The organism is Vreelandella titanicae BH1 (assembly GCF_000336575.1).
In the GTDB taxonomy this organism is placed as follows: Bacteria; Pseudomonadota; Gammaproteobacteria; order Pseudomonadales; family Halomonadaceae; genus Vreelandella; species Vreelandella titanicae.
The window spans coordinates 45,847-70,758 of sequence record NZ_AOPO01000013.1 but is presented as its reverse complement, the minus strand read 5'-3'; the positions used below and the strand labels follow the sequence as shown (position 1 = coordinate 70,758).

General features: G+C 47.3%; 24 protein-coding genes and 7 tRNA genes. 10 read left to right on the top strand and 21 right to left on the bottom strand.

The window, feature by feature from the left end; translation table 11 throughout:
- Window position 1 precedes the first annotated feature (1 nt).
- The 3 genes from HALTITAN_RS19090 to HALTITAN_RS19080 all read left to right on the top strand — a co-directional run bounded on the left by HALTITAN_RS19090 (window position 2) and on the right by HALTITAN_RS19080 (window position 3,134).
- Entirely contained in the window at window positions 2-1,669 is a 1,668-nt protein-coding gene (locus tag HALTITAN_RS19090; RefSeq protein ID WP_009288070.1) for a phosphoethanolamine transferase, read from the top strand.
- Between the two features lie 75 nt (window positions 1,670-1,744).
- Entirely contained in the window at window positions 1,745-2,113 is a 369-nt protein-coding gene (locus HALTITAN_RS19085) for a hypothetical protein (RefSeq protein ID WP_027959652.1), read from the top strand.
- Between the two features lie 229 nt (window positions 2,114-2,342).
- Complete coding sequence (locus tag HALTITAN_RS19080) at window positions 2,343-3,134, top strand: hypothetical protein (protein WP_009288069.1); 792 nt, start codon at window positions 2,343-2,345, stop codon at window positions 3,132-3,134.
- 6 nt (window positions 3,135-3,140) lie between these two features.
- On the opposite strand, the gene HALTITAN_RS19075 is transcribed toward HALTITAN_RS19080, so the two are convergent.
- Both HALTITAN_RS19075 and HALTITAN_RS24550 read right to left on the bottom strand, forming a co-directional pair.
- Window positions 3,141-3,350, bottom strand: a complete 210-nt coding sequence (locus HALTITAN_RS19075; protein WP_027959653.1) for an AlpA family phage regulatory protein — start codon at window positions 3,348-3,350, stop codon at window positions 3,141-3,143.
- Window positions 3,351-3,650: 300 nt separating this feature from the next.
- Entirely contained in the window at window positions 3,651-4,388 is a 738-nt protein-coding gene (locus HALTITAN_RS24550; protein ID WP_009288068.1) for a YagK/YfjJ domain-containing protein, read from the bottom strand.
- 1,278 nt (window positions 4,389-5,666) lie between these two features.
- Between HALTITAN_RS24550 and HALTITAN_RS19065 the strand changes: the two genes are divergently transcribed.
- Window positions 5,667-7,349, top strand: a complete 1,683-nt coding sequence (locus HALTITAN_RS19065) for a hypothetical protein (RefSeq protein WP_009288067.1) — start codon at window positions 5,667-5,669, stop codon at window positions 7,347-7,349.
- A gap of 300 nt (window positions 7,350-7,649) precedes the next feature.
- On the opposite strand, the gene HALTITAN_RS19060 is transcribed toward HALTITAN_RS19065, so the two are convergent.
- The gene (locus tag HALTITAN_RS19060) at window positions 7,650-8,927 is read right to left on the bottom strand and encodes a Y-family DNA polymerase (RefSeq protein WP_027959655.1); all 1,278 of its coding nucleotides are present in this window, start codon (window positions 8,925-8,927) and stop codon (window positions 7,650-7,652) included.
- On the bottom strand, window positions 8,924-9,370 hold the full coding sequence (locus HALTITAN_RS19055; RefSeq protein ID WP_027959656.1) for a LexA family protein: 447 nt from the start codon (window positions 9,368-9,370) through the stop codon (window positions 8,924-8,926). The genes HALTITAN_RS19060 and HALTITAN_RS19055 overlap by 4 nt, the downstream gene beginning before the upstream one ends.
- Window positions 9,371-9,525: 155 nt before the next feature.
- Between HALTITAN_RS19055 and HALTITAN_RS19050 the strand changes: the two genes are divergently transcribed.
- The 6 genes from HALTITAN_RS19050 (at window position 9,526) to radC (ending at window position 13,230) form a co-directional block, all read left to right on the top strand.
- Entirely contained in the window at window positions 9,526-9,867 is a 342-nt protein-coding gene (locus tag HALTITAN_RS19050; protein ID WP_027959657.1) for a hypothetical protein, read from the top strand.
- Window positions 9,868-9,959: 92 nt separating this feature from the next.
- Window positions 9,960-10,928, top strand: coding sequence for a DUF932 domain-containing protein (locus HALTITAN_RS19045; protein WP_027959658.1), 969 nt, complete (start codon window positions 9,960-9,962; stop codon window positions 10,926-10,928).
- Window positions 10,929-11,048: 120 nt separating this feature from the next.
- Window positions 11,049-11,219: a hypothetical protein gene (locus tag HALTITAN_RS25630; RefSeq protein ID WP_155830866.1), complete on the top strand. Its 171-nt coding sequence runs from the start codon at window positions 11,049-11,051 to the stop codon at window positions 11,217-11,219.
- Between the two features lie 22 nt (window positions 11,220-11,241).
- Window positions 11,242-11,997: an ERF family protein gene (locus HALTITAN_RS19040; protein ID WP_009288065.1), complete on the top strand. Its 756-nt coding sequence runs from the start codon at window positions 11,242-11,244 to the stop codon at window positions 11,995-11,997.
- A gap of 33 nt (window positions 11,998-12,030) precedes the next feature.
- Complete coding sequence (locus tag HALTITAN_RS19035) at window positions 12,031-12,642, top strand: lambda exonuclease family protein (protein WP_027959659.1); 612 nt, start codon at window positions 12,031-12,033, stop codon at window positions 12,640-12,642.
- 90 nt (window positions 12,643-12,732) lie between these two features.
- Window positions 12,733-13,230 (top strand): RadC family protein, encoded by a 498-nt coding sequence (radC, locus tag HALTITAN_RS19030; protein WP_027959660.1) that lies wholly within the window; start codon window positions 12,733-12,735, stop codon window positions 13,228-13,230.
- A gap of 213 nt (window positions 13,231-13,443) precedes the next feature.
- Here the strand turns inward: radC and HALTITAN_RS19025 are convergent, their stop codons facing one another.
- The 17 genes from HALTITAN_RS19025 to HALTITAN_RS18945 form a co-directional block, all read right to left on the bottom strand.
- Window positions 13,444-13,719, bottom strand: a complete 276-nt coding sequence (locus HALTITAN_RS19025; RefSeq protein ID WP_027959661.1) for a hypothetical protein — start codon at window positions 13,717-13,719, stop codon at window positions 13,444-13,446.
- A gap of 110 nt (window positions 13,720-13,829) precedes the next feature.
- On the bottom strand, window positions 13,830-14,333 hold the full coding sequence (locus HALTITAN_RS19020; RefSeq protein WP_009288063.1) for a hypothetical protein: 504 nt from the start codon (window positions 14,331-14,333) through the stop codon (window positions 13,830-13,832).
- Window positions 14,334-14,420: 87 nt separating this feature from the next.
- Window positions 14,421-15,287 carry a hypothetical protein gene (locus HALTITAN_RS25460; RefSeq protein ID WP_009288062.1) on the bottom strand — a complete coding sequence of 289 codons (867 nt, stop codon included), beginning with the start codon at window positions 15,285-15,287 and terminating at the stop codon, window positions 14,421-14,423.
- 636 nt (window positions 15,288-15,923) lie between these two features.
- Window positions 15,924-17,654 carry a hypothetical protein gene (locus HALTITAN_RS19010; RefSeq protein WP_009288061.1) on the bottom strand — a complete coding sequence of 577 codons (1,731 nt, stop codon included), beginning with the start codon at window positions 17,652-17,654 and terminating at the stop codon, window positions 15,924-15,926.
- Between the two features lie 3 nt (window positions 17,655-17,657).
- Entirely contained in the window at window positions 17,658-18,779 is a 1,122-nt protein-coding gene (locus HALTITAN_RS19005) for a hypothetical protein (protein ID WP_138799992.1), read from the bottom strand.
- A 1,044-nt stretch (window positions 18,780-19,823) separates the two neighbouring features.
- A tRNA-Ser gene (locus HALTITAN_RS19000) sits at window positions 19,824-19,911 on the bottom strand.
- Window positions 19,912-20,034: 123 nt separating this feature from the next.
- On the bottom strand, window positions 20,035-20,544 hold the full coding sequence (locus tag HALTITAN_RS18995; protein WP_039860151.1) for a YiiD C-terminal domain-containing protein: 510 nt from the start codon (window positions 20,542-20,544) through the stop codon (window positions 20,035-20,037).
- Between the two features lie 2 nt (window positions 20,545-20,546).
- Complete coding sequence (locus HALTITAN_RS18990) at window positions 20,547-21,107, bottom strand: nitroreductase family protein (protein WP_039860150.1); 561 nt, start codon at window positions 21,105-21,107, stop codon at window positions 20,547-20,549.
- A gap of 76 nt (window positions 21,108-21,183) precedes the next feature.
- On the bottom strand, window positions 21,184-22,017 hold the full coding sequence (gene queF, locus HALTITAN_RS18985; protein WP_039860149.1) for an NADPH-dependent 7-cyano-7-deazaguanine reductase QueF: 834 nt from the start codon (window positions 22,015-22,017) through the stop codon (window positions 21,184-21,186).
- A 38-nt stretch (window positions 22,018-22,055) separates the two neighbouring features.
- Window positions 22,056-22,829, bottom strand: a complete 774-nt coding sequence (locus HALTITAN_RS18980) for an ABC transporter permease (RefSeq protein WP_009288057.1) — start codon at window positions 22,827-22,829, stop codon at window positions 22,056-22,058.
- Window positions 22,826-23,794: an ABC transporter ATP-binding protein gene (locus tag HALTITAN_RS18975; RefSeq protein ID WP_022520404.1), complete on the bottom strand. Its 969-nt coding sequence runs from the start codon at window positions 23,792-23,794 to the stop codon at window positions 22,826-22,828. Before HALTITAN_RS18975 ends, HALTITAN_RS18980 begins: the two co-directional genes overlap by 4 nt.
- A gap of 197 nt (window positions 23,795-23,991) precedes the next feature.
- Window positions 23,992-24,066 (bottom strand) — tRNA-Gly (locus tag HALTITAN_RS18970).
- Between the two features lie 20 nt (window positions 24,067-24,086).
- Window positions 24,087-24,162: transfer RNA gene (locus HALTITAN_RS18965), tRNA-Glu, on the bottom strand.
- An 88-nt stretch (window positions 24,163-24,250) separates the two neighbouring features.
- Window positions 24,251-24,325: transfer RNA gene (locus HALTITAN_RS18960), tRNA-Gly, on the bottom strand.
- Between the two features lie 41 nt (window positions 24,326-24,366).
- Window positions 24,367-24,442: transfer RNA gene (locus tag HALTITAN_RS18955), tRNA-Glu, on the bottom strand.
- A 21-nt stretch (window positions 24,443-24,463) separates the two neighbouring features.
- A tRNA-Gly gene (locus HALTITAN_RS18950) sits at window positions 24,464-24,538 on the bottom strand.
- A gap of 54 nt (window positions 24,539-24,592) precedes the next feature.
- Window positions 24,593-24,668 (bottom strand) — tRNA-Glu (locus tag HALTITAN_RS18945).
- Between the last annotated feature and the right edge of the window lie 244 nt (window positions 24,669-24,912).

The window sequence follows — 24,912 nt, the reverse complement described above, 5'->3', positions numbered from 1 at the left end:
AATGCCCCCTTTGCTGTCATTGCCTTCAAAAATTGTAGGCACCGCTTGGCATTATCGCCCCACATTAAGTACGGAGCAGCTTGTCTTATGGGGTGTTGTCATATTCAGTGTTTTTTACAATGTCCCTTTTTGGCAACAAGCCTTTGCTGGCTATGACCCTCTTGCCGTCCAGACGTGGCTAACCTTTGCCAATATGTTTTTGGTGATGACCTGCCTTAACTATTTGATCTTCGTGAGCCTTGCTTTTCGAACGCTGGTAAAACCTTTATTAACCTTGCTGTTTCTGATTGCCGCCTTTGTCAGTTACTTTACCAGTTACTACGGCACCTATTTTGACACCTCCATGCTAGACAATGTGCTTCAAACGGACACTAACGAAGCACAGGAACTTCTCACCGCTGGTTTACTGATTCATTTGGCAATCTTTTTTGGCTTGCCTACCGTCATGATTTGGCGCGTTAAAATCACACCGTCAACCTGGAAGAAGGCAGTGTTGCGTCGCTTAGCTTATTGCCTTGCCAGCACTGCTATATTGCTGTTAGCAATTTTCTTATCTTACCAAGAAGTGTCGTCACTCATGCGCAACAATAAAGAGCTACGCTACTTGGTGACCCCAGGTAATTATATTGTTTCGATGGCGCAGGCCCTTTCGAGCCAACACGCTTCCGCGAATACGGTGCGTTCCCCGGTGGGTGAGGACGCCAGTATCAGTTCACAAGCGGGTGACAAACCCAAACTGCTCGTCATCGTGGTGGGCGAAACGGTACGGGCGGCGAATTGGGGGTTAAATGGTTATGAACGCCAAACCACACCCAAACTTGCCCAGCAGCCTGACGTTATCAATTTTTCTGATGTTTCCTCATGCGGTACAAGCACAGCGGTCTCATTACCCTGCATGTTTTCATTACCAGGGCGTGCCGATTACGCTAAATCGTATGCTCAGCAATATGAATCCTTGCTGGACGTATTAGCCCACGCCGGGTTAGAGGTCACCTGGCTTGATAACCAGTCAGGCTGTAAAGGTGTCTGCGACGGAGTGACGACAGAAGCGCTCTCGCCAGAGAAGTATGCTTCTTTGTGTCAAGATGGGCGATGCTTGGATGAAGCACTGGTTCAAGCCTTGACCACGCAAATTAGCGGTACCTCAGTTGATCAGGTTGTTGTGCTGCATCAGCTAGGCAACCACGGCCCCAGCTATTACCAACGCTACCCTGATGACTACGAACGTTTTGTTCCCGCTTGCACCACCGCTGATTTAGCCAAGTGCTCAAGAGACGACATTACCAACAGCTACGACAATGCCATTCTGTATACCGACACTGTGTTGGATCAGGTGATTGAGATGTTAAAGCGTCAGGAAGACTACGCAACTGCGATGATCTATCTCTCTGATCATGGTGAATCACTGGGCGAAAAGGGGCTTTATTTGCACGGCATTCCCTACGCCATTGCCCCCGACGAACAGACGCATGTGCCTATGGTTTGGTGGCTTTCCAACTCATTTTCAAAGCAGCGAAGACTCGATACGGAGTGCTTACGCCTAGTCTCTGATCAAGCCGCTTCCCACGATAACTTATTTCACAGCGTGCTGGGATTGCTTGGCGTAGCAACGGACGTATATCAGCAGGCAGAAGATATTAGCCAAACGTGCCGGAGCCTCGCCAATTAATGAATGCTTAAGTGATCGTTAAGTATTGCATGTCAAGCTGTTCTCCATTCTGCTCAATTATTCTGGTGTATGCACATGGTTTTATCGCTACTATTGGACTCCAACCAAGGTTTTTGGAGACGGCTGCTACCCAAAAAAAAGGCAACAGCAGGAAGCTTGGTAGGCGGTGTCGATACCTCTATTCTTTTTGCTAAATGGCTTTCCTTTAGAGCCAGCGTTGTTTTAATTACTTTACTAGCGACTCTGCTGTGGCTAACCGGTATTGAAAACATCGAGATCATCATCGGCGTATTAAGTGTAACGTCAAATGGAATATCACAGTTATTTGAACGCTATTTTTCTGTCAGTGTATTGAAAATGGTTGAAAATGATTTGACAGATACGCTAGACGCATTGGGAATTGCAGGAGTTGGAACCTTAATAATTTTATATTTATTAGGGTAGCGCACCTAATAAGTACCCTCAACGCCAACTCCATAAAATAATCATCCTTGGTAGTCCAGTATAAGGCCTGGAGGTGTCTACGAAACCTGGGGCGATTCAGTATCGACTAGCCGTTCTAAATTAGTTATTTAAGCGTGATGAGTCAAACAGCCTCATTGATATTGCACAGCCATCAATCGCTAACACAATCCATTACCTTCTCCGTTCATACAGAAGAGAAAATAACCGCATGTCACAAACAAAAAACCCGCTCCCTGATAAGCATTATATTAAAGAGGATAACGAAGCCTCACATTTAGCTGGGAGCATGATGGCAGTGCCTGACATCTTTTCCGCTTTTTCCAAGTTGCCGTTGAGAGAGCGCATAGAGCAATTCAAGCAACAACTGAGTGAAACTTACCTATTCTTGTTGAATGGTGCCCCTGAGACAAAAGAGCTCTCGGATGAAGCATGCCAGGAGCGCTTTTTGGATGAGTACCAAATTTCCCTAGATCGTTTAAAAGATAATATTAGCGCTACCAAATGCAAAAACATCATTTGCCACTCACTGCCTACTACCCATAGCACTGAGGTTAGCAACCTCTTTCCCGTAGCATTCATGTGGATCGTGTGTGCAGATCTCCTTGAGCAACATGGCTTTCATGAAAATGCTTGGTCATCGTTAATCGAGTTTAAGAATATCGAGCATCAACTTGGACAAGCACTGGCCACAGAAGAGAAGCTGCAGAAAAAAGCTTATTCTCAAAAAGCAGGTGGACAAGCCTATAAAGATTACTCGAACCTGAAATACAGCTTTATTGATTTGCTTAGAAACTCTCCTCCTATAGGGGGTTGGAAAACACTCGAGTCCGCTGCTCACGAACTAGCTGAAAAGGTACTAGCAGAGCATGAGAACAGCGAACATCGAGCAAGATATTCAATTAAAAAGGAAAGAGTAGAGACGAAGCTCAACACTTGGTTAAGAGATGTTAATGGTGAGTGTAGAGCAGCATATGACGAAAATGCCGCTAAACATCGCTGAAACTCATTACGCTTGACGGCTCATCAGCCACTCATCCACTTGATTTTCAAGCCACCCGACAGAGGCTGCGCCTAACCTGATGGGCTTGGGAAAAGTTGCATCGAATCGAGGCGACTTGGGGTTCATTTTTTCATAGATTGATGAGCGGCTGATACTGAGCTTTTGGGTCATTTGCTTCATGCGCAGGACAATGCGATTACGGTGGCTGTGGGTCATGGCTTAACTCCTTTCGGTTGATATGTGAATGATAGAGAGCCGCCACTACCACCGCAATTCGAGATGCTAGCTATGGAAATAATAGCTTTTAATGCTTATTTAAAATAATAAAACCCCTTAATTTCAAATACTTATTAATTATTTATGTTTATGGGAAAGAATACTCACCCTTTAGAAGCACTTTAGAGGTGGGTATTGCATGGCTCACCGCGATGAAAGCTAGCACCAAACCAGACGCTTACTTAAGCAGTACTGAATGGAAGCAAAGTGTCACCGGATAGGCACTTATTGTTCGTCTTATCACACTCTCCTGTGTAATGGTTTTTGACTAGCACCAAAGCAGTGAACCCATTGACCGAGGGGTTTGCTGTGGTACTTGCAGAGATAGCTAGCTACGTACATCACCTCCGCAAAGCTATAGGGATCGTTTCTATGCAGCATGCAGAGGAAATATTTATTGGTACGTCTACCGTGTTTCCACTTTTTCACTATCTCGACAAGCCCTTTATTTTTATATATTGGGAGTTCAAGCGCTTGGCTCCACGCGCGAATAGCCGCATGAATCAAGGTATTGTCTTGGTATCCTCCCCACGCGGACTCCTTACTGCTCCCTAGTTGTTGAAATGCATTCCCATTCAGCAAAATAAGCAAGTGGTAGTGCGGCTTATCGCTGTCTTTTTGCTCTCGGCACCACACATTGCGAAAGTTTGTACTGTGGATCTGTGATTGATGTTTTAGCCTCAATAAGGCTAACTCCTCCTCATAATTATCCAAAAAACGCCGTATATATGTGTTCAATACATGCAAAGTGTTAGGTGGCATATCGTCGGGAAAGCGAAGATCTAGTCGGAAAACGAATGTTTTGTTCTGCATTTCACAGACGTATAGCAGAGCGTCGTAGGTGCTTTCCAAATAGTTTTCGATAAGAGGACCCTGTCGCGTAAGTACTTCACAACCACGGTAGTAGCATTCGTAGAAAAACTTAAGCTTCATATTTTCAGGAACCCGCTTGCGCAGTTTAAGGCTAACAGTTTTCATAGTTGTACCAGGCTATCAATGAGACATGCATACGCAGCGGCTTAAAGGCCGTGAGTAATGGCGTCTTTAAAGGGAGGAACCAGGAAGCGGTGCAACGCTTCTGGGAAGGCGTAATGATTAACAGAAACACCACGCTCATCCTGGCGTGGTTGTGCAATTAACTATGCCGCTATAGCTTCGTTAGTCTAGGTCGTGAAGTTGGTTGGATAGGCTGCTGTTTTATTGAGGAAATCGTCGGCTTGTTGGCCTCCTCTTGGTGGATGGCTTTTCGCTTCTCTACACCCCTTATTTATTCTCTAAATGAACATATATATTACCTATTACCTAAACAGCTAAGTGGAAACAATATGTCCTCAGCCGCTCTGCGCCTAGCTATCGATCTCACGCAAGTGGCTAAAATACCAAAGCAAAAAGTCCATTTTTCTTACTCGAACAATGGCGACCCAACTGGGCGCGCAATGACTCAGAATATGACTCTTCCCAGTAAAACTATTTTTGGATAAGTGTATAACGACAACAGAATTTTCTTTCCCTGAGTATTCTTAACCCTGGGCACGCTAATGTCCTTTTTTAAAAAAAAGGTAAGGCTTACTCCACGTGGCCAGTGACGATTTTACTGGGCAGGCTTTTATGCATTCCCTCCCTCAAAGGTAATCTTACAACCAGCCTGACCGGTTCTTTTAGCCTACCTCCTTAATATGAGTGATGCTGCCGTTTACAGGACACGTGCGCAATCCGCCAGTACCGCATCGGCCAGAACATCGGTGCGCTGGTAATGAAATAGGAAACCTACGCGACATATAGCCGATAGGTCAGCTTGTCCAGTACAGGCGGCCACCGGAACGAGAGCAATTTTAATGCGATGATCTATCTGATTGGCAGCCCAGTGTTACCTTCAGATGAGAAAACCCTACACGTATATAGAACTCTATATAAGCACAGCTTTCAGACTCATAGCTTTTATTTATAACTGCTTGAATTATGTTCATGCAGTAATCTATCCATCGGTGTCCAACCAAGTTTAAATACTTCTTTTACCATCCAGCAACAAATAAAACTCGATATTAAAAAAAGTCATTAGACACATTAATTAAATCTGATAAATTTAAACTTATTGCCTTATGGATTAAATTTAGCGAAAGAGAGGTTTTTTTAAAAGACATCATGGATCAGTTTCTATGCATAACTTTCTGTTCATCACCATGATATAAAACATGCGGAGTAATGATTACTATGAACAGCACGCGCCCCTGCTAATAAAACCAAGGAACCAACCTAATGACATATGATAGTTTTCATTCTCAAGAACATGCTTTGGACGGCATACTTCTTTCCAACCAACCTTCTCACTCCCAACAAGCTGATCAGCCTATTTCCTCTGTAGGTGCATCACTGGGGCATTTAATGCCGTCTATACCCCGCACCAGACGACTACCCAAGCTTTGCAATGCCAATCTCGTCAGGGAAATTATTCACCATTATTATCGACTAGCCATAGACCCCAACGGGGTTAATTTCCTCTTGCCACATTCATCAGGTCCCGTGCTAATAATGGAAGCAGAGATGATTGCACCGATCATCAAAAAAATTGTTGCTGAAAGCAGTAATCGTGATGTTTCTGACAAAAACATCCAAAATGCACTAGATATTATTCGCTTCAATCAAGCTGATTTTCGAACTATCGGCAACGGCCGAACTTGGCTGGGTGAAAGCAACGAACGCTTTATTGAACTAGGTGGCGAGGTGATGATGTTCCCCTCGGGGCATGAATCAATGGTTCGCCCCCAACAACACTATCCTTACTGGCAGCCCATCAATAGTCGCCCCTACAGCGAGTTACACACGCATGGGCGCAGTGCAGACCTGAACGTCATGGAGACTTACGTGGCGCTACCAAAGGATCGAGAGCTGTTAATTTACACATATATGGTGTTGTGCCTAATGCCAGAACGACAACAATTAGCTTTAGAGCTCACGGGAGAGCCTAAAAGTGGCATGTCACTACTTCAACGCATCATCAAAAACTTAGTTGATCCAGTGATTAAGGAAACTGCAATACGTGATATACCCACAACTGTGAAAAAAGTAAACCGGCTTGCTTGGCAGCATCAAGTCATTAGCCTAGAAAACGTTGAAGCGCCTTTGAGTGCAGTAGTACAGCGTCGCTTGTTTGAGTTGCTCTGTACCACTCAACTAGAATGGAGAGCAAACGACGGTAATGAGACTACATCCAGTTTGGATGTGTCACGCCCTTGCGTTCTAAGCAGTTTAGAACCAGTTATTTGTCATGATGAATTAGCTGAGCTCACTTTGAGTCTAGAGATGCCGTCCCCCTCTATTGCTAAACCACGTGAGACTTACCGGATAAAAACTCGTCATGAAAACCTGACACCGATGGATCAGACTTGCGCTTTCAGCGCACTGCTTACACTGCTTGGCAAGGCACATGCCAATATTGACCAAGTGAGATTAGAACGAGAAGTGCCGGGCAACTGGCAAGACTTCTGCCGAATTGGAATGATTGTTTCCGATAGTTTGGTCGGGAACTCAGAAGGCTTCTGGACACAGTATCAGGCGTATCGTAGTGATCGGCTCTGCGAGATGACCGAAGAGGAACCGGTTGCTCAAGCTCTCATTAAATATCTTAAAATCGAGGCCATCACGGAAGCCGTTGAAAAACCAACGGGAGTGTGGCTCGCCATTTTGACAAAATATCGGCCGAGTTGCACTTTGGGTAGCCAATGGCCGCGTGAGCCCCGTGGCCTTGGCGCAGCGTTCAAGCGAGCTGCCTCACTGCTCAATGCCCAAGGGATAATCTGCTATAGCAACGGTAAACGTGGCTCGAAGCGCCACTGGGTGATCGGACCCACCCCCTCTCCCCACAGTATTTCTGTGAGCAATGGACAAACATCAGGCAGCGAGCATTCGGTGCTAGGCTGTGAGGAAAGGGATTTCTTATGAATGTTATTCAACTTTTTTATAAGTCCCTCGAAGACACAGCACGTTGCCCAATGCACTATTGACGTGCCTTACAACGCGAAGTTCTTGATGGAGTATCCACGACAAGACGACGTTCGCTGCCAAGAATTTCGTAAATTGCCAACCTATATGGTGTTTTTATGATTTTTTTGCTCTCAACGTCGTGACGTCGTGCTTAAGGGTCCATCCTTACGGCACTTTGGTCACACCGATGTTTTCTTCATCAACTTTATCAATAGTTTAATTTGTTTAGCATGGCAAAAATATAAACCGATGCTTGATCTACTTAACGACCAGAAGCTCGTTCCACTGTGTGGTGTACCGCGGCGTACGTCGTTCACTGCGCAGCGCCCATGCATTGCCTTTACGGGGTAGACCAAGCTGTACCGTTCCTTTACCTAGTTCACGATTGAGCTTATCCATCGTCGCCATCAGCCGTTCACTGCGTTTAGCCTCTTCGTCGGTTTGCGGGGTTTCAGTGAGGGTAAGCTGTCGGTTGGCCTTAGGTGAAAGGTCGAGCAGCATCAGACCTGCTTTATGGTAGGCGTAGCCCTTGCGCCAGAGACGGCGTAGGCCTTGTACCGCTGAGGCGATGATATCGCGGCTATCATCGGTGGGCCTCTCTAGAGAGACAACCACACGTTGTTGATATTGCGGTAAGTCAGTACGGAATGGGTTGGTTCGCAAAAACACCATCACGGCACTGGTTACACTTTGCTGTTTGCGCAGCTTTTCTGCTGCCCTCGCGGCGTGATGCCTTAAGGCTTCGCGTAAGTCATGGGGGTTGCCGGTAAGCCTGCCGAATGAACGCGACACCATGATTTGTTTTTTAGGTAGACTCATGTCATCAAGCTGGATGGCGGATTGCCCGCGTAGCTCCCATACGATGCGTTCCTGAACCACACTAAAGCGCTGCCTAATACGCTTAGCGTCTGCCTCACGCAGATCCCATGCGGTATCAATACCCATTACGCTTAATCGTTCACCGGTACGGCGTGCCACGCCCCACAGCTCGGTTACCGGCAACTGTTTTAGCAATGCTTTGGTCGCTTCACTATCAGCGGTTAGCTTACATACGCCATGCTGCTTGTAGGCAGGATGTTTTTTAGCCGCTTGATTCGCCACTTTGGCGAGTACGCGGGTAGGTGCAAACCCCACGCACACGGGAATGCCCGTCCACTGTCGAACGGTATCGCGCATGGCTTGGCCCCGCGCCTCCAGCGAATCTGGGTCAAAGCCCTGAAACCCGACAAAGCTTTCATCAATGGAGTACACCTCCACATGGGGCGAAAACTCGCCTAGCACCTCAGTTACCCGCTGGGACATATCGCCGTATAACGCATAGTTACTGGATAGCAGCACAGCCTGGCGACGAATCGCGGGCGGTAACAAGTGCATGGCCGTCCCCATCTCAACACCCAGGGCTTTGAGTTCGTTGCTACGGGCAACGACGCAACCATCGTTATTCGACAGCACCCCTACCGGACGCCCTTCCAGCATTGGATCAAAAACGCGCTCGCAACTGACATAAAAGTTGTTGCAGTCAACGAGTGCAATCACGGCAGTGCCCTCAGCAGATTGTGAATCACGTCGGTCACTACACCCCATACTTGGGATTCGCGTCCATCAAGGGGAATCGGCTTAAAATTGGGGTTGCTTGCTTTGAGGTAGGTACGCTGACCAACGCGCTCCAGACGCTTAACAGTCATTTCCCCATCTACGCAGATCACCACAATCCGACCAGGCAGCGCTTCCAGGCTGCGATCCACCACCAATAAGTCCCCAGGGTGGATGCTGTCTCCGATCATTGAATAACCTTCGGCACGAGCAAAATAGGTCGAGGCTGGGCGTTTAACGACGTAGCGGTGCAGATCTAGCTCGGTATCCAAGTGATCATCGGCGGGCGAAGGAAATCCCGCGCGCACGGCGGTTGAATAGAGCGGCAAGGGTAGTGACGAGGCCATGGTGTCTGCGCGGCCCAGGAGTGAAACGTTCGATGACATAATAGGCTACCTATTTTACTGTATATATGAACAGTATCAGTAAAGGAGTTTCATGAAGCAAGCACTCAAAGGTCAAAGCCAAAAAATTACAGACCTATATCACTCCTATGAATCCTGCACACGGGATCACTTTGACACCTATAGGAGTGTTGTTTATGTCCCCGCCTTGCCTGCGCTGTGCAGCCCCATGCACGCTTAACTTTGAAACCGCCCAACGTATCGGCACCGTTGGCGGCAGCCTTGTCGGCGCTGCCATTGGCGCGTGGCGCGAGTCCTATACCCTAACGTCCCCTTTATCGATGGCCTCAACCCGCTTCCCGTTAGCCAAACTGCCCACTGCCGTGATGGGTGCTGTGTTCGGTAGTCAGGCAGGCTCGCGCGTCGCAACCCAATTTTTCACCCAGAAATTGCCACTCGGTGAAGGAGTTTCCTGGCTATGCATATCGTGTGGTCATGCCTTCCGGCAATTACCCCACTCCTACACTTCACCTCGTTAATTCGTCACCATTAATCGACTTACCCCTAACTTTCCAACCATAAAGCGCTGGCGATTTTCGTCAGCGTTTTTTTATTGCTAGGAGTTTTCATCATGGCTCATCTCGTTGAACAAATGGCTTACGTCGGCGCTACCCCTTGGCACGGCCTGGGACAGCAGCTATCCCGTCAACAACCGTTAGAGGTCTGGCAGCAACAGGCCGGAATGAACTGGCACATTGAAGAAGCCCCGGTGCGCTTTATTGCCGAGGGTGCCAGTCACTTGGGCAGCATTCACTCGTTCCCTGAACAGAAAGTGCTCTACCGCTCGGATACCAAGGCACCGTTATCGGTGGTATCACAGCGTTATAAGGTGGTGCAGCCCGAGGAGATTCTGGAGTTTTACCGCGACCTCACCGAGTACGCTGGATACGAGCTGGAAACCGCTGGGGTACTGAAAGGCGGGCGTAAGTTCTGGGCCTTGGCGCGCAGTGGTTTAAGCACCTCCCTGAAAGGCCAGGATGAGGTCAACGACTACCTACTATTGGCAACCTCCTGTGACGGCACGCTGGCCACCATGGCGACACCCACCACGGTGCGGGTGGTGTGTAACAACACGCTGCAGATTGCGGTGGATGGCACGTCGCAGGCAGTGAAGGTACCCCACCGGTCGGAGTTCGATCCACGTGCGTTAAAAAGCCAACTAGGTATTTCTGTTTCCCAGTGGAATGACTTCATGTACCGCATGAAGGCCCTGGCAGAACGTAAGATCGATCATCGCGAGGCGCAGCAGTATTTCCAGTCAGTGCTCTGCGGTATCGATAAGCCAATCGAAGATCCTTCCAAGCTGCCTAACTATCGGGCGCTCAACAAGGTACAGAAGCTTTACCACGGCGAAGGCCGCGGCTCCCACCTCGACACGGCCAAAGACACTGCCTGGGGTCTGCTCAATGCCGTGACCGAGTACGTGGATCACGACAAGCGGGCTCGCAGCAACGATACCCGTCTGGATTCCGCGTGGTTTGGCCAAGGGGCGCAGCTGAAGCAAGAGGCGCTACAAACGGCCCTTGCCCTGGTGAGCTGACATGCTGTTTCTGATCATTCTAATGCTGATTTTCCTGGTTTTTGTCTTACCCCTCATTGGATAGCGCGATAAGCCCAGCCACTAACAGGCTGGGCTTTTTGCTTTTACGTGGAGCACATCATGGCCTCTCTTAGCCCCGATTTAGATATCGCCTTAACCCAACTGACCGAACGACTGCTCACCCAGGATCAAACCTATGCCGAAACCTACGTGATGGCAAAAGGACAGCTGTATCGCACCGAGCTGCACCTATGCCCCGTTCCCCCGCACGAACTTCCCGCCGATCTTTAACCCCTATTGAAGGAGCCTTGTCATGGCCACCAAAGCTAATGTGGTAAATCACGAGACGTCTGCATCCTCTTTACAAGCTGTTCCTGGAGCATCCCCGCCACACCTTGCGGAAAGTACGGCCATCATCCAGGTGATAGAACGTGCGGCACTCAACCCGGACGTCGACATCGATAAGATGGAACGCTTGCTACAGATGCAGGAACGGGTAATGGATCGCCAGGCCATGATGGCCTATAGCGCTGCCATGGCGGCGATGCAGACCGAACTGCCCAGCATTGAAGAGCGCGGGCAAACCAACAACGGCTGCTACGCCACGCTGGAAGATATCGTCGATACCGTGCGCCCCATCATGCAGAAACACGGCTTTGCGGTGAGCTTTCGTATTCAGACGCAGGAGCGTGGTATTGAGGTGACCGGTGTGCTGATGCATAAGGATGGCCACCGTGAAGAAACCAGCATGTTGCTACCTGCCGACATAAGCGGCAACAAGAACGCGGTGCAGGCGTTTGGCTCTTCCACCAGCTACGGCAAGCGCTACGTACTCTGCGCCCTACTCAACATCACCACAAGGGGCCAGGATGACAATGGCAAGACCAGTACCAAAGTGGGTATCAAGCTAGTAACGCCCTTTCAGGCCGGACAGATCCAGCGACTGATTAGCCAGTGCCCCGCCACGACCCAGGAATGGTTCAGTGGTAAATACGGTTCAGCCGTGCAAGTACCTCAGACTGACTTCGACAAGCTACGCGCCTCACTCTCTAAACGGGCGGTTAAGTAATCCACGCTCTACCCCTTATGACAGGAGTCTTTAATGCAACTGCTTACTATGGAGCAAGGCACCCCAGAGTGGCTGGCGGCGCGGCTAGGTCGCGTCACCATGTCGGAGCTAAAGGTCGTGCTGGTGAAGGGTAAAGGCCCAGGCGGGTTGAGTACCGGGGCGATTACTTACATGCACCAGTTAATCGGTGAACGCATTACCGGGGAGCTGGCCGAGCCGTTTCAAGGTAACGCGCATACTCGACGAGGCCATGAGTTGGAAGGCTTGGCACGTGCGCTTTATTGCGATGCCACAGGCGAACCCCAGCCCCAGGAAGTGGGCTTGATCCTTAACCATGGCGTGGGCTACTCGCCCGACAGCCTAGTAGACGCTAACGGTCTGTTAGAAATCAAAACAAAGCTACCTAAGTTCCAGATTGAGGTACTGCTCAGCGGCGAAATACCTGATGAGCACGTGCCCCAATGCCAGGGCGGGCTATGGGTCAGCGAACGGGAATGGATCGACTTTGTGAGCTATTGGCCAGGTATGCCGCTGTTTATCAAACGTGCCTACCGTGACGACATTATGATCCGCACCATTGCCGAGCGGGTAGAACGATTCCATGAGGAGATGGAACGTCGCATAAACCAAGTGATGGCTGCGTGACGCGACGATTCCATAGATACACCAACCGATCATTAACGACATAGACGCCGGGGCCACCACCCCGGCGTTTTTTATTTTTTGGAGACAACCATGACACACGCCAAACTCAAAGCTGGGGAAGTGGCTGGTACCTATCACGTTACCTCGCCAGTGACTGAAAACGATATCATCACCATGGCCAAGCGCTTCGCAAGACGCAAACTCGCTAAAGGCCGCAAGATCACGCAGCCTTCCCAGGCGTTTGAGCACCTGCAGTTACTGCTTCAAGATTACGAGCACGACGTGTTTAGCGTGCTGTTCCTCGATAGTCAGCATCGCGTTATCCGTTTTGAAGAGCTATTACGTGGAACCATCGACGCGGCCAGCGTCTACCCACGTGAAGTACTAAAAGCCGCCCTTACCTACGACGCTGCGGCCGTTATCCTCGTGCACAACCACCCAAGCGGAGATCCCGAACCCAGTGAGGCCGATAGGCGTATTATTGATCGCCTAAAGGAAGCCTTGGGACTGATGGATATACGTGTGATTGATCACGTGGTCGTGGGAAGTGATGGGTGTAAGTCGTTTTCGGAAATGGGGTATTTATAGGCAACTGTTGGGATAAAATGGAACTGCCCAACGAGGCAGCTCTCGTAATCAGGCAAGCTTTATTTTTTGGTTAAGAGGGCAAACAGCCAAGAGCAGACTATCAGGTAGTACCAATATAACTTCCGGCTCAGCGGCTGACAAAATGGCACTGATTTTGCTAGAGCAAAAGCTGTGACGCTTTTGGCAGTTCGACAGCAGCCGATTTGATATCAATTAGTATATAGCGTCTCGGCCCTTTTCGGTGAGGAAAGCCTTATCATCTTTTTCTTCAAAATAGCCTTCTGAGATGAGTGTGTTGAGTGCTGGCTGCAACGCCTCTCGCTGTTTCGGATTAAAGCTCAAGGTTCTGTGCAACAAAACCCTTATTGGCAGAACATGCCCTGTATCTAGCCTCAAATCAGCAGCGAGAGAAAGAATATAGCTCTTCATTTCGTCTTCAGGAGATAAATCAGCTTCCCTTATATTTTGTTTCATGTCAGATATTTTCATTATTTCTCCTTACGGTATTTTAGTTGAGCATATAACGCTAAGGTTATGGGCGGCTTTGGAGCAGGGCCAAAGACGGCGCGTAGCGATCAGGCTGACCGCCAAATTATGGTTCAGACTGCTGTATAGTTCATGTAACGCATCACAAAAGTAACCAATAGGCTTAAAAATCCCAATCCTGCTAACGGCCCCTTTTCTGTGCTCGTTAAGACCATTGTTATCCCCCTAAATACTCCTCCTAATCCCAGAGGAACCAGCAACGGAAATACTATGTTCATTAGCGTTATTAAACCTCCAGCGACAAGCATCAAATACACTAACCCGGTGACAAGGATAGCCTCAGCGCGCCACTCACCGTTAATCGAGGAGCCAAATCTGAGCACGAAGTAAGCAAGTCCGAAAGCGATAAATGAGGCAATGATTTTTGGAAGGCTCACTTTCAAAAAAACTAGTGCCCCCGATAGGTCTTCATCGACTCTTCCTTGAACACCAGAAAAATACTCGCTTAGTACACCATTCATGTGCTCGCGCCACGACTTTGGTGTGAAATAATCCCACCCCATCATTACTCCCGCAGCTATTTGAAAATACAGAATTGTCAGCTCTTCAAACGGCACTTAAGCTCTCCTTCAAATATAACGCTACACATAAAGCCTATCGAAATGCGCGTAACGATTCTTTTCTTATATATATGATTGTTAAGTTTAATTTACTATGCCCTTGAATTGCCCTTCAAGACGCCAAACTGTTGATTCGTGATCTTCGAATTTACCACCAACTTCTAATCCGGTCTTACTAATAGCTACCTTTAAGCCAGCATTGACGCCAAAATCATCTTCGTAGGATACAGACAGGGAAAAATCCTGGAGACCATAATTTATTCGGCCTTTGGCGATAGACTGCCAAGTTGGTTCATGTTCATACCAAACCAAATCGTCAGGGATCGATGGTGTTACAGTTCCTGATAGCCTAGCTTCAAAAAGTAGTCTTGAGCCAGAATTTGATGATGACGAAGCTTCAGCACTTACATTACTTTCAGCTTCCCCTAGTGGGACTGAAATACGGCTAGAGAAATCTCTTGACCAACCGTTAACGTGCTCAACGCGAATTGAAGTTGCTCCTAAGCTCATAAGCAAATTAATTGCTTCACAAAACTTATGTTCAAAAGTTACGCGGTGAAAATCAGCCAAAGTGTAATAAACATTAGGCAATGCGGGATGCCCTATGTACAGGACACCATCACGAGGATGGCCCGGTGGAAATGATAGTAATTTTGCCGTCGTACTTCCAACCGGTAACACTAAAAGACCATTATCTCGTGCACGCCCCCATGCCTTTATAGCCTCGCGAGTTACTTCTGCTATAGTTCTACCTAATGGAAGAGGAATAACATCAAAAACGATCGCTTCAGTAATTTTTTTCCAATCAAGACCATCTTGACGAACTTGAACAGCTTTTCGTTCCTCCTGCTTCGCTGCTTCCACAATCACATCGTCAGTAACAACAATCAATTGTCTGCTCGAATAAGGCAGCTCCAAGAAGCAAGAAGAACTGTACTCAATGTGACTCATTTTTATGAGCTCCTATTATGTTTAATGCTCAACTTAGCGGCACCCTTGCAATGGAGGCGAAGCTGCAATGTAAAGGGCGTCTACGGGCCATCGGCCGCGTACTACAGCGACTTGTTACACATTGCTAAGAATAATGAATTTATCTTTTCCAGTAAAAATAGAGCGCCTCATAAATATCTCGTTGACCATCCATAGTTCTACTACGCCTTGAGATATAGCTCGATGTCTTCGAGTTGATCTTTGAATACGAAACACATGAGACCACAATTTTCGAGGCCGATATCTCGCTGATCTTGTTTTCCTTATTCAGATCAATCCCATCTTCTACCACGAAGCATGCCTTATCTGACGTAAGCATCTCCATTTCGGCTGAAATCCAAAGCCAAATGTCACAAGACATGCTGGGCAGGTTGTTGATCCCCACCTTAATGGCTACGATCCAAGCTCCATTCCTGAACAACCTAACTGGTAGAGCGCTTTAAATTTTATTTGCCTAATAGTATATTTTTGCTATAACAAACCACTCATTTACCAATGAGTGGTATTTGACTAATTTTTTATATCAGTAAAGCGTTTAGAGTGTGAAGTTCTTACCTCTGTGAACAAGCAAAATGTTCACACACTAGGTCTAGTGTATTAACCCAAAATTTCCATAGTTTCATCAATGTAATCTTCGAATTCACCGTTGTATTTTTCAAGAAATGATCTTTTTTTAGTATTATTTCCAATGCAAATTAGTTTTGCATTTTTATTGAAGTGCTTTTCGTTATATGTCGCAGCTGAGTTAGCATTGCTTTTAGAATCCGCTATAGAAACTATTAGCTGCTGATCCACTGAAGCATTATTCTTAATAAAACTAAGTATCTCATTCTTACTTTCATCTTCAAAGTCACCTTCGAATATAGCGTCAAGAACAAAAGGAAATACGTGTATGTATTCAGTTTTCTTTATCATCTCAACAAATGAAAAATTGTAAGCAAGGAGAGTTTTAAGAAGCTCCACACCTTGCCTAGGAAAAGCAGGAATGTCATACAACAAATAGAAACATTCATCTTCAAATGGTTTTATTTTTAACTCTGAAACATGCTTTTCAAATATAGACTTAAAGGTGTAACTAGCACTACGCCTTTCTCTTTTAACGATCTCGTCAGTCTTGAATTTGCTGAGCTTACCTTCAACTTCATATATTTTTGATGTGATTTCGCCTAGCCTTCTCTCCAATTGTACAGATAGTTTGACGCTTACTTTGTTATTTAACCATGATTCCAGCGTGACATTATCCACTTTGTATTCTAAAAGCTCATAGTATTCTTTTTCAACGACTTTTTTCTTCTCATTAATTTCATTGATTACAGAGTTTAGCATTCCCTGTGAATCTTTAAGATTTCTAATGTTTCTGCTTAACTCTTCAAGTTGTTGATCTGTGTCATTTAAGTCCTGAAGATAACTATACGTATCTTCTACGGAATGAGATAAATGTTGAGAACATGTTGGGCACTTTGTATCAGCTAAAATATCATTGCTTAAGCTTCGCTTGACTCTACGTAGAACCTTTCTGCTTTCTTCTAACAGTGTTATTTTGTTGCATAAAGAAAGATATTCTTTTTCTAACTCTATTAACTTTGACTTGTTTTCTTTGTAAGGCTTTATATATTCGTTAGTTTTTTCTGCAAACACTTCGTCCTTCATCTTAGCAAGTTTCAGCTTCTTATCATTTTGCTCTATCTTATGAAGAAGTCTAGATTCTGCTTCTAGATCCTTCTTTTCTTTTTCGAGTTGACTTTTCTCTAGGCGATCATAATTATTCCTTATGCCAAGGAAGTAATCAAAGAAATCGTTCTTGAAATTTTTAACGAAATCCAAACCTCTAAATGATTTATGCCGATAAACCCAGCCAACATCTTGCGCTATGTAGTAAGGTAAAAACATTGCTTCAAGTGAAGCTGGTTTGTACTCGTTGTCATATTCTAAATGCAGTGTAAAACCAAACAATTCAGACAAGAACGCTTTTAACTTTATGTGCTCTCTAGATCTGTTGCCGCCGATACCTATAAACTTAATAGGTGGCCTTTTCGCCACTTTTATAGAAACAATTTCATCATCTCTCACAATGGAAACTTTTTTTGAGCTAGAATTGTAGATGGTGAAGTCGAGTCTAAAAATCACACCTTCATTAAGAATCTCTGCAAGCTTTCTCTTTTCATCATTTATGCCAAATGTATAGAGAATCGCCTGTATAAAAGTACTTTTACCAGATGTATTCTTTCCATGAACTATATTGATACCTTCGGCGAATATAGTGTTGAAATATTTCTTTCCCTTGCTGCTATAAGCAAAGAAATTGTTATATTTTACTGAAACGGTCAATTTTTAATCATCCATTTTATTAATTGCTTCAAAGTAAGCAGCATACATCGTTGCTTTTAATGTTTGATCGTCCAAGCTTGATCTAATTTCATTATTAAATTTTTCAACTAGCTCTTCTATGCAGCCGTCTTCGCTAAAACCGTTACATTGAAGATAGTTTAACTTTACAAAATTTAGGATTTTCTGATGTTCAGCTTCATCCTTGCTTTTAAATAGATCAAAAGCCAAAATAAATTTCATTTCAAATGTTTCACGTTCGAATGGTTTAATCCCTAGCTTTTGACCAACTTCTCTTTTATGATCACGCCAGAATTGAAAGGCTTTAGATTTTGTTGTAATTATCTTTATGGCATTATTTATATCTTTGCTTTGTATCTGTTTTGTTTTATCAGAAAGTCTAGCAATGCTTTTTTGATTGTAAGTCAGTTCGATATCCTTAAAAAGCCTGAATATGGATTCTAATGCCGCCTTGGAATCACTAACTTTCCGATCAAAAATATCTTCAATTTTGCTTCTTAATTGATTCTCTTGTTCTTTATTTGTTCTATTAAAGTCTATGTACAAGAACTTCAAATTCTCTAGCTGTTCAAACAATTTGTCGTTATTATACGACTCATGTAATTCAAGCTTGGTAGTTATAGCGTTTTGTATAACTGGGTCTAACTCACCATAAATGACTTCAGAGTTCTCCTCGTTTACAGCATGAGCATAAGTTCTAGTTTGTTTTTTATTGTCAACGAAGCTATTTACTTTCTTTTCGAGTTGTATGTTTGTATTTGATGAGAAGTACAGGTCATGGCTATAGCTGCAACATTTTGGATATTCATCTATAATGAGCGATTTACCGACTTGGAGTATCTTGACTATTATCTCGGCAAGTTCGACACCGATTTTCCAACTACCATTGGATTTCTTTTTTGATTGATAGGTTTCTACTTTGACTGCTTTCCCATGGTCATCAAGATAGCAAAACAGTATGTCCTCCAAATGCTCAAGAGATAGGAAGTACTTCGCTCCATCAAATTTGCTTTGGTAGTTATCAAGTATAATGAAAAGAGCCATGTTTCTCTGCAAAGCAAAGCCTTGTTGTGCTCTAACTCCTGCATTTACGCTTTGATCAACCAACACCATTTCCTTGTTTTTTGCTTTAATTAATTACAATTAGTAGTTTATTCATAACACATATGATAAAAAATTTCAATAATTTCTTCTAGTATATGATGCTTAGTGGATGAGTGCCATTACTTACCGGAGTTAAGCAGTTAACATGCCAAAATTCCCTGCGCTGGTTAAGGCAACAGGGGTGAAGGCTGCTGCTTTTGGATCCTCACCACGCTGCTGTGCCACCACCGCGTATTTAATTTAAAAGCCACACTCTCAGGCTGCCTTTAAGACGAGCACCGAGTCCGCAGGATACTGCAAAAAGCACCTAGCCCCACAGATCGAGAAAGCTAAGCGCCCAGTGTGACGGTTGTTTGTGATGCCTATGGAATCGGCTGAAGCCAACGATTCTGTTAACCTCAGTCAGACTGACTTCAGAGGCTGAAAGTAGATGCACTTTTGCGTTAACAGTTTATTAGTGCGCATGCGTGTTTTTCTGGCAACCAAAACCCTAACAATTTACCTATAATGCTATGAAATTTATAAAAAAAATATCGACTTTGCGATACCCTTGCCGAAAAGGCGCACGCACATTAACATTGTCACTACCCTTTCAAAGTTGCGTATAAGCACAAAATACTTCCCTGTAAATCATTGTTTTAATTAAATTAACAAGATCATTTTTCAGAAATATGAACACTCAACTTACAAACCCAAGTAGAAAATCGCGCATTGTGTGCTTGAGGCTGCCGTAAAAACGTGGCTAATTCTTAAGTCTATTTTGGCTAAAAATCAGATGTATAGAAAACTCACAATTCTTAAGATGACATTAGCGTAGTCGGCAGCCCCTGTCACCCAGCATTTGTAGGTTTAAAGCTTACGTGGAACATATAGTCTTAGGTCTGGACTGGGTAATGAGGTTGCAGAAGCTTAGATAGATGGATGAACTGTCCAAAGGCATCCCGTGCGTTACGAAGGGAGCCGATACACAAGTATGGGCTGAAGTATGGGCTGCTTAAAATAAAGACACAAAAAAGCCGCTGAAATCAGCGGCTTAATCTATATTCTTGGCGGAGGGGGAGGGATTCGAACCCTCGAAGCCTTGCGGCTTACACACTTTCCAGGCGTGCTCCTTCGACCACTCGGACACCCCTCCGCGTTTTGGCGCTGTTGAAAGGCTGAACCTTTCGCGACAGAACGGCGCATATACTATTGGCTAAGCCTCGAAATAGCAAGCCTTTTCCGGCTGACGAACCTTTAGGTTAGTGGCATACTCCGGTTATCGTTCAGACAATACAGCGTAGCTGCCGTTGGCTTCCAGGCAGAGCGTCTCGCCACAATAGAGCTGCTGGGTTAGCGCTATGCGGCCTTTTCCTCGCTCAGCGAGCTTGTTGGCAAGCTGAGTAGGGCCTTCTGACACGGCTGGCGTACATACCAAGCGGTAGTCACTTGTTACCGGCGCCAGAAAACGCTGACGGGCCTCAGCAACGACGACATCGCGCGCAATGCCCCGCTCACGTAGCCATAGCGTTACCCAGCACCAGCCTTGTAGCGTCGTCTGCGCCGTCAGTGCACCACCAAAGCCCGTGCCTTTATCGTTAAGGTTGGGCTCCAGCGCTAACTGCCAGGCTAGTGAATCACCCTGACGCGTCATTTTGCTAATACCTAACGCGCCCACCATGGGTATGGCGTCGCTCAGCCACTGCTGAAAAACGGCCAGATTTTCCGGCTGGCCTTTTGGCAATGGCAATCGTGGATGAGGGATGCCTGGCTGACGAGGGAGACTCATCGCTAGTCCCAACGCTCCACGAAGTCAGCAACATTATGCTGTGGTACCGGTTTATGGCGCCCCCCCAGGGTGCCCAGGTAGATAAACGCGACGACTTCGTCATCTTCATCCAGATTCAGCCCTTTGCGAACTACGGGGTCGAAAGCGTACTTGCCGCTGCGCCACATTGCCCCCAACCCCAAGGCGTGGGCGGCTAGCAGAATGCCGTGGGCGGCGCACCCGGCGGAGATCACCTGCTCCATTTTGGGTACTTTTTCAAGTTTGGGCGTGACCTTGGCGATCACGGCGATAATCATCGGCGCCCGCAGCGGCTTTTTGCGCGCCGAGTTGAGCGTTTCGTCATCGGCACTAGGATCCTCCTGAAACTCCGCCTCGGCGAATAGCTCGCCCAAGCGTTCTCGCCCTTCCCCGCTAAACTCGATAAAGCGCCAGGGGCGCAGCTCTTTATGATCCGGGGCACGTAGCGCGGCCTGATAAATGGCGCTGAGCTGTTCGCCGCTGGGCGCTGGCTCCATCAGCTTGCCCATTGAGCTACGCTCGTGAAGCAGCGTGAGTGCGTCCATTGATGACTCCAAGTCCAATTGTGTGAGGCTACTTTAGCACCGTCATTTATAGCATTGTCATTTATAACATTGCCGCTTACTGCCTTGCTAGGCGCAGTGGCGTGGGGGGCGTTAACCCTGGGGTTGCGCGCCAGGGGCTGATATCTAACCCGCCGCGCCGCACATAACGCGCCAGTACCAGCAGCTGCGTAGGCTTTGCCTGGGCCATTAAATCGCAGAAAATATGCTCAACGCAGTGCTCGTGAAAATCCTGGTGCTGGCGAAACCCAATCAGGTAACGCAGCAGCCCTTCGCGGTCGATTTTCGGGCCTTTATAACGAATCAGCACGCTGCCCCAGTCTGGCTGGCCGGTAACCGGGCAGTTGGATTTGAGCAGGTGGGAGTAGAGCGTCTCCTCGACGACCTCTTCCCCTACCGTGAGGTGGTCACTGCTAGGCGTATAGTCGCTTACTGCGATATCTAAATCGTCCAGGCATTCGCCCGGCAAGAGCTGTGGTGAAAGCTCTGAAGCATCCACATCAAACAGCTCGACACTCACCTCAGCCCCTGCCGCAACAGCAAGGTCATGGGCAAGCGTTTCCATCACTTCCTGACGACTATAGAAACGGGTTTGGTTGAAGCTATTGAGGTAGAGCTTCCAGGATTTGGACTCAATCAGATTGGGTGAGGCTGCTGGCAAGCGAAAGCGCGCCACGGCCACAATAGGCTTACCGCGGCTGTTCAGCCAGGAGACTTCAAAGGCGTGCCACTCATCTTCCCCCACAAACGGCAGAGTTCCCTCTTCAATCCCCAGCGGCTCTCGATTAGCCACGCGGGGAATAGGATATAACAGCCCCGCGTCATACTGCTCAGGGTAAGCGGAATCGCGGCCTAACGGCGCGTGCTCTAACGTGTCTGGGCGGTGTGCCATTGTATAAAAGCTCTCTCTTCTCAATCGGATTGATGCGTCTAGCTGCGGATACCTTTGCCGCGCTCTAGCATCGCCAGTGCAATACTAAACAACACAATGATAAAGGCAAAAATGGCAACGAGCGCCCAGCCAACGGGAATATCCGAAACACCTAAGAAGCCATAACGGAAAACGTTGACCATATACAAAATTGGATTGAGCATGGAAACGCCCTGCCAGAAGTCAGGCAACATTGAGATAGAGTAAAACACTCCGCCCAAATAGGTCAGTGGCGTCAGGATAAACGTCGGCACGATAGAAATATCGTCGAACTTATTGGCCAGTAACGCATTAATAAAGCCGCCAATAGAGAACAGCGCAGACGTGAGCACTACGACCAATACCGTGAGCAGCGGGTGTTCCATGGTTAGGCGGGTAAAGAACAGTGAAACGACCGTCACAATCAGCCCGACGCCTAACCCACGTGCCATACCGCCTAAAATAAAACCAGCCAGTATCACCCAATTGGGCATGGGCGACACCATCATCTCTTCGATCGAACGCTGAAACTTATTGGAGAAGAAACTCGACGCCACGTTGGAGTAGCTGTTGGTAATCACCGACATCATGATCAGCCCTGGAACAATAAAGTCCATGTAGCTGAAGCCGTCCATGTCACCAATCCGCGAACCGATTAGGTTGCCGAAGATAATAAAGTACATCGCCATGGTGATCGAGGGCGGCAGCAACGTTTGCGGCCAAATGCGGGTGAAGCGTTTGATCTCTTTTAGCACCAGCGTCCACAGGGCGATCAATGTTTGCGTAGCATTCATACGCGCTCCTCCGTCTTCTCAACGCGCTGGTCTATCGCCCCTAGCCCACTACCTTCCACCATCGACACAAACATCTCCTCTAAGCGGTTGGCTCGATTACGCATGGAAACCACCTGGATGCCCTGTTCACTCAACGCCTTGAAGACATCGTTTAAACGTTGCCCGCGATGCACCACGAGTGATAGCTGAGTAGACTCCAGCTGCTTTATCTCAAACCCGTCTATCTTGGGTATGTCTGTAATGGCTTCGGAGGTATCAATTAGGAAGGTCTCGGTATTCAGCTCAGCCAGCAGGCCTCGCACGCTAGTGTTCCGCACAATGTCGCCATTATTGATAATCGCCACATTACGGCACAGGCTCTCAGCCTCTTCCAGGTAGTGCGTCGTCAGGATGATGGTGGTGCCTTCGTCTTGGTTAATCCGCCGCATGTACTCCCACATACTGCGCCGCAGTTCGATATCCACCCCGGCGGTTGGCTCATCCAGAATCAGCAGTTTGGGGCGATGCATCAGCGCTCGAGCGATCATCAGGCGGCGTTTCATTCCACCTGACAGCATGCGCGCGCTGCCGTTGCGCTTTTCCCATAGGCCCAGATCGGTCAGTAGCTGTTTAGCGCGGGGCAAAGCCTCGCGACTGGTCATGCCGTAGTAACCTGCCTGGGCCAGTACGATATCGAGCACTTTCTCAAATTGATTGAAGTTGAACTCTTGAGGCACTACGCCTAGCTGGTACTTGGCTTTAGCGAAGTCTTTATCCACATCAATGCCGAATATGGAGACCTTGCCCGCCGTCTTTTGCACCAGCGAGCAGACCACCCCCAAGGTGGTGGACTTGCCGGCGCCATTGGGGCCCAACAAAGCAAAAAAATCGCCCTGCTGGACGTCGAGATCAATACCTTTGAGCGCCTGAAAGCCGTTGCCATACACTTTGGTAAGGCCACGGATCGACAATGCCGGTTCGGCCATGAACATGTCCTGTCAGCAAAATAAGAAGAGAAGGAGAAACATTAGGGCGCAAACGACTTTTTTCAAGGCGGGCACGACCACCAAGCGTCAGACACGCAAATAGTGATGCCCAGCAATTAGCCGATACATCATGGAAACAAAGGGAGGCCTAAACTTTTGAAGCTGGGAAATTGCAGAACTATCTGATCTTGTTTACATGGAGCGGGAAAGGAGATTCGAACTCCCGACCCTCGCCTTGGCAAGGCGATGCTCTACCACTGAGCTATTCCCGCAACGCAAACAACATACTAGATGGCGTCCCATAGGGGGTTCGAACCCCTGTTACCGCCGTGAAAGGGCGGTGTCCTAGGCCACTAGACGAATGGGACTAAATCAAACCTGGAGCGGGAAAGGAAATCGACCGGGCTGGCGTTCCAGCTCCCGACCCATCGCTTACCGATCCGGTACTACTAAAACTGGAGCGGGAAAGGAGATTCGAACTCCCGACCCTCGCCTTGGCAAGGCGATGCTCTACCACTGAGCTATTCCCGCTTATAGAGCACTTACTTAGCTTTTACCTAACTTACCGGAAGTGGCGTCCCATAGGGGGTTCGAACCCCTGTTACCGCCGTGAAAGGGCGGTGTCCTAGACCACTAGACGAATGGGACACTATTAAGCACTTTAATGCTTGGAGCGGGAAAGGAGATTCGAACTCCCGACCCTCGCCTTGGCAAGGCGATGCTCTACCACTGAGCTATTCCCGCATTCCGATAACCCTGACGACCGCTTACTCTAGCTCTAGAAAGAAAAAGAATAAGTGGCGTCCCATAGGGGGTTCGAACCCCTGTTACCGCCGTGAAAGGGCGGTGTCCTAGACCACTAGACGAATGGGACGTTGCATTGCCTCGTCGAGGTGGCGCGTATGTTACTCAGACCTTATTGAGCTGTCAAGCACCCTGCCTTCACCAAACTAACTGACCCGCTTTCAATCACCTACCCTCTACGTCCAACTTTTGCGAAGTCAGTATGCACACCGAGGGTGCCCTGGGCACTCATTAGGCGCCATAACGGTGCAAATGTTTATTTTTCTTATACTTAATCTTTTCATTAGAGACCGACAAAACCCTTAAAAATCTTT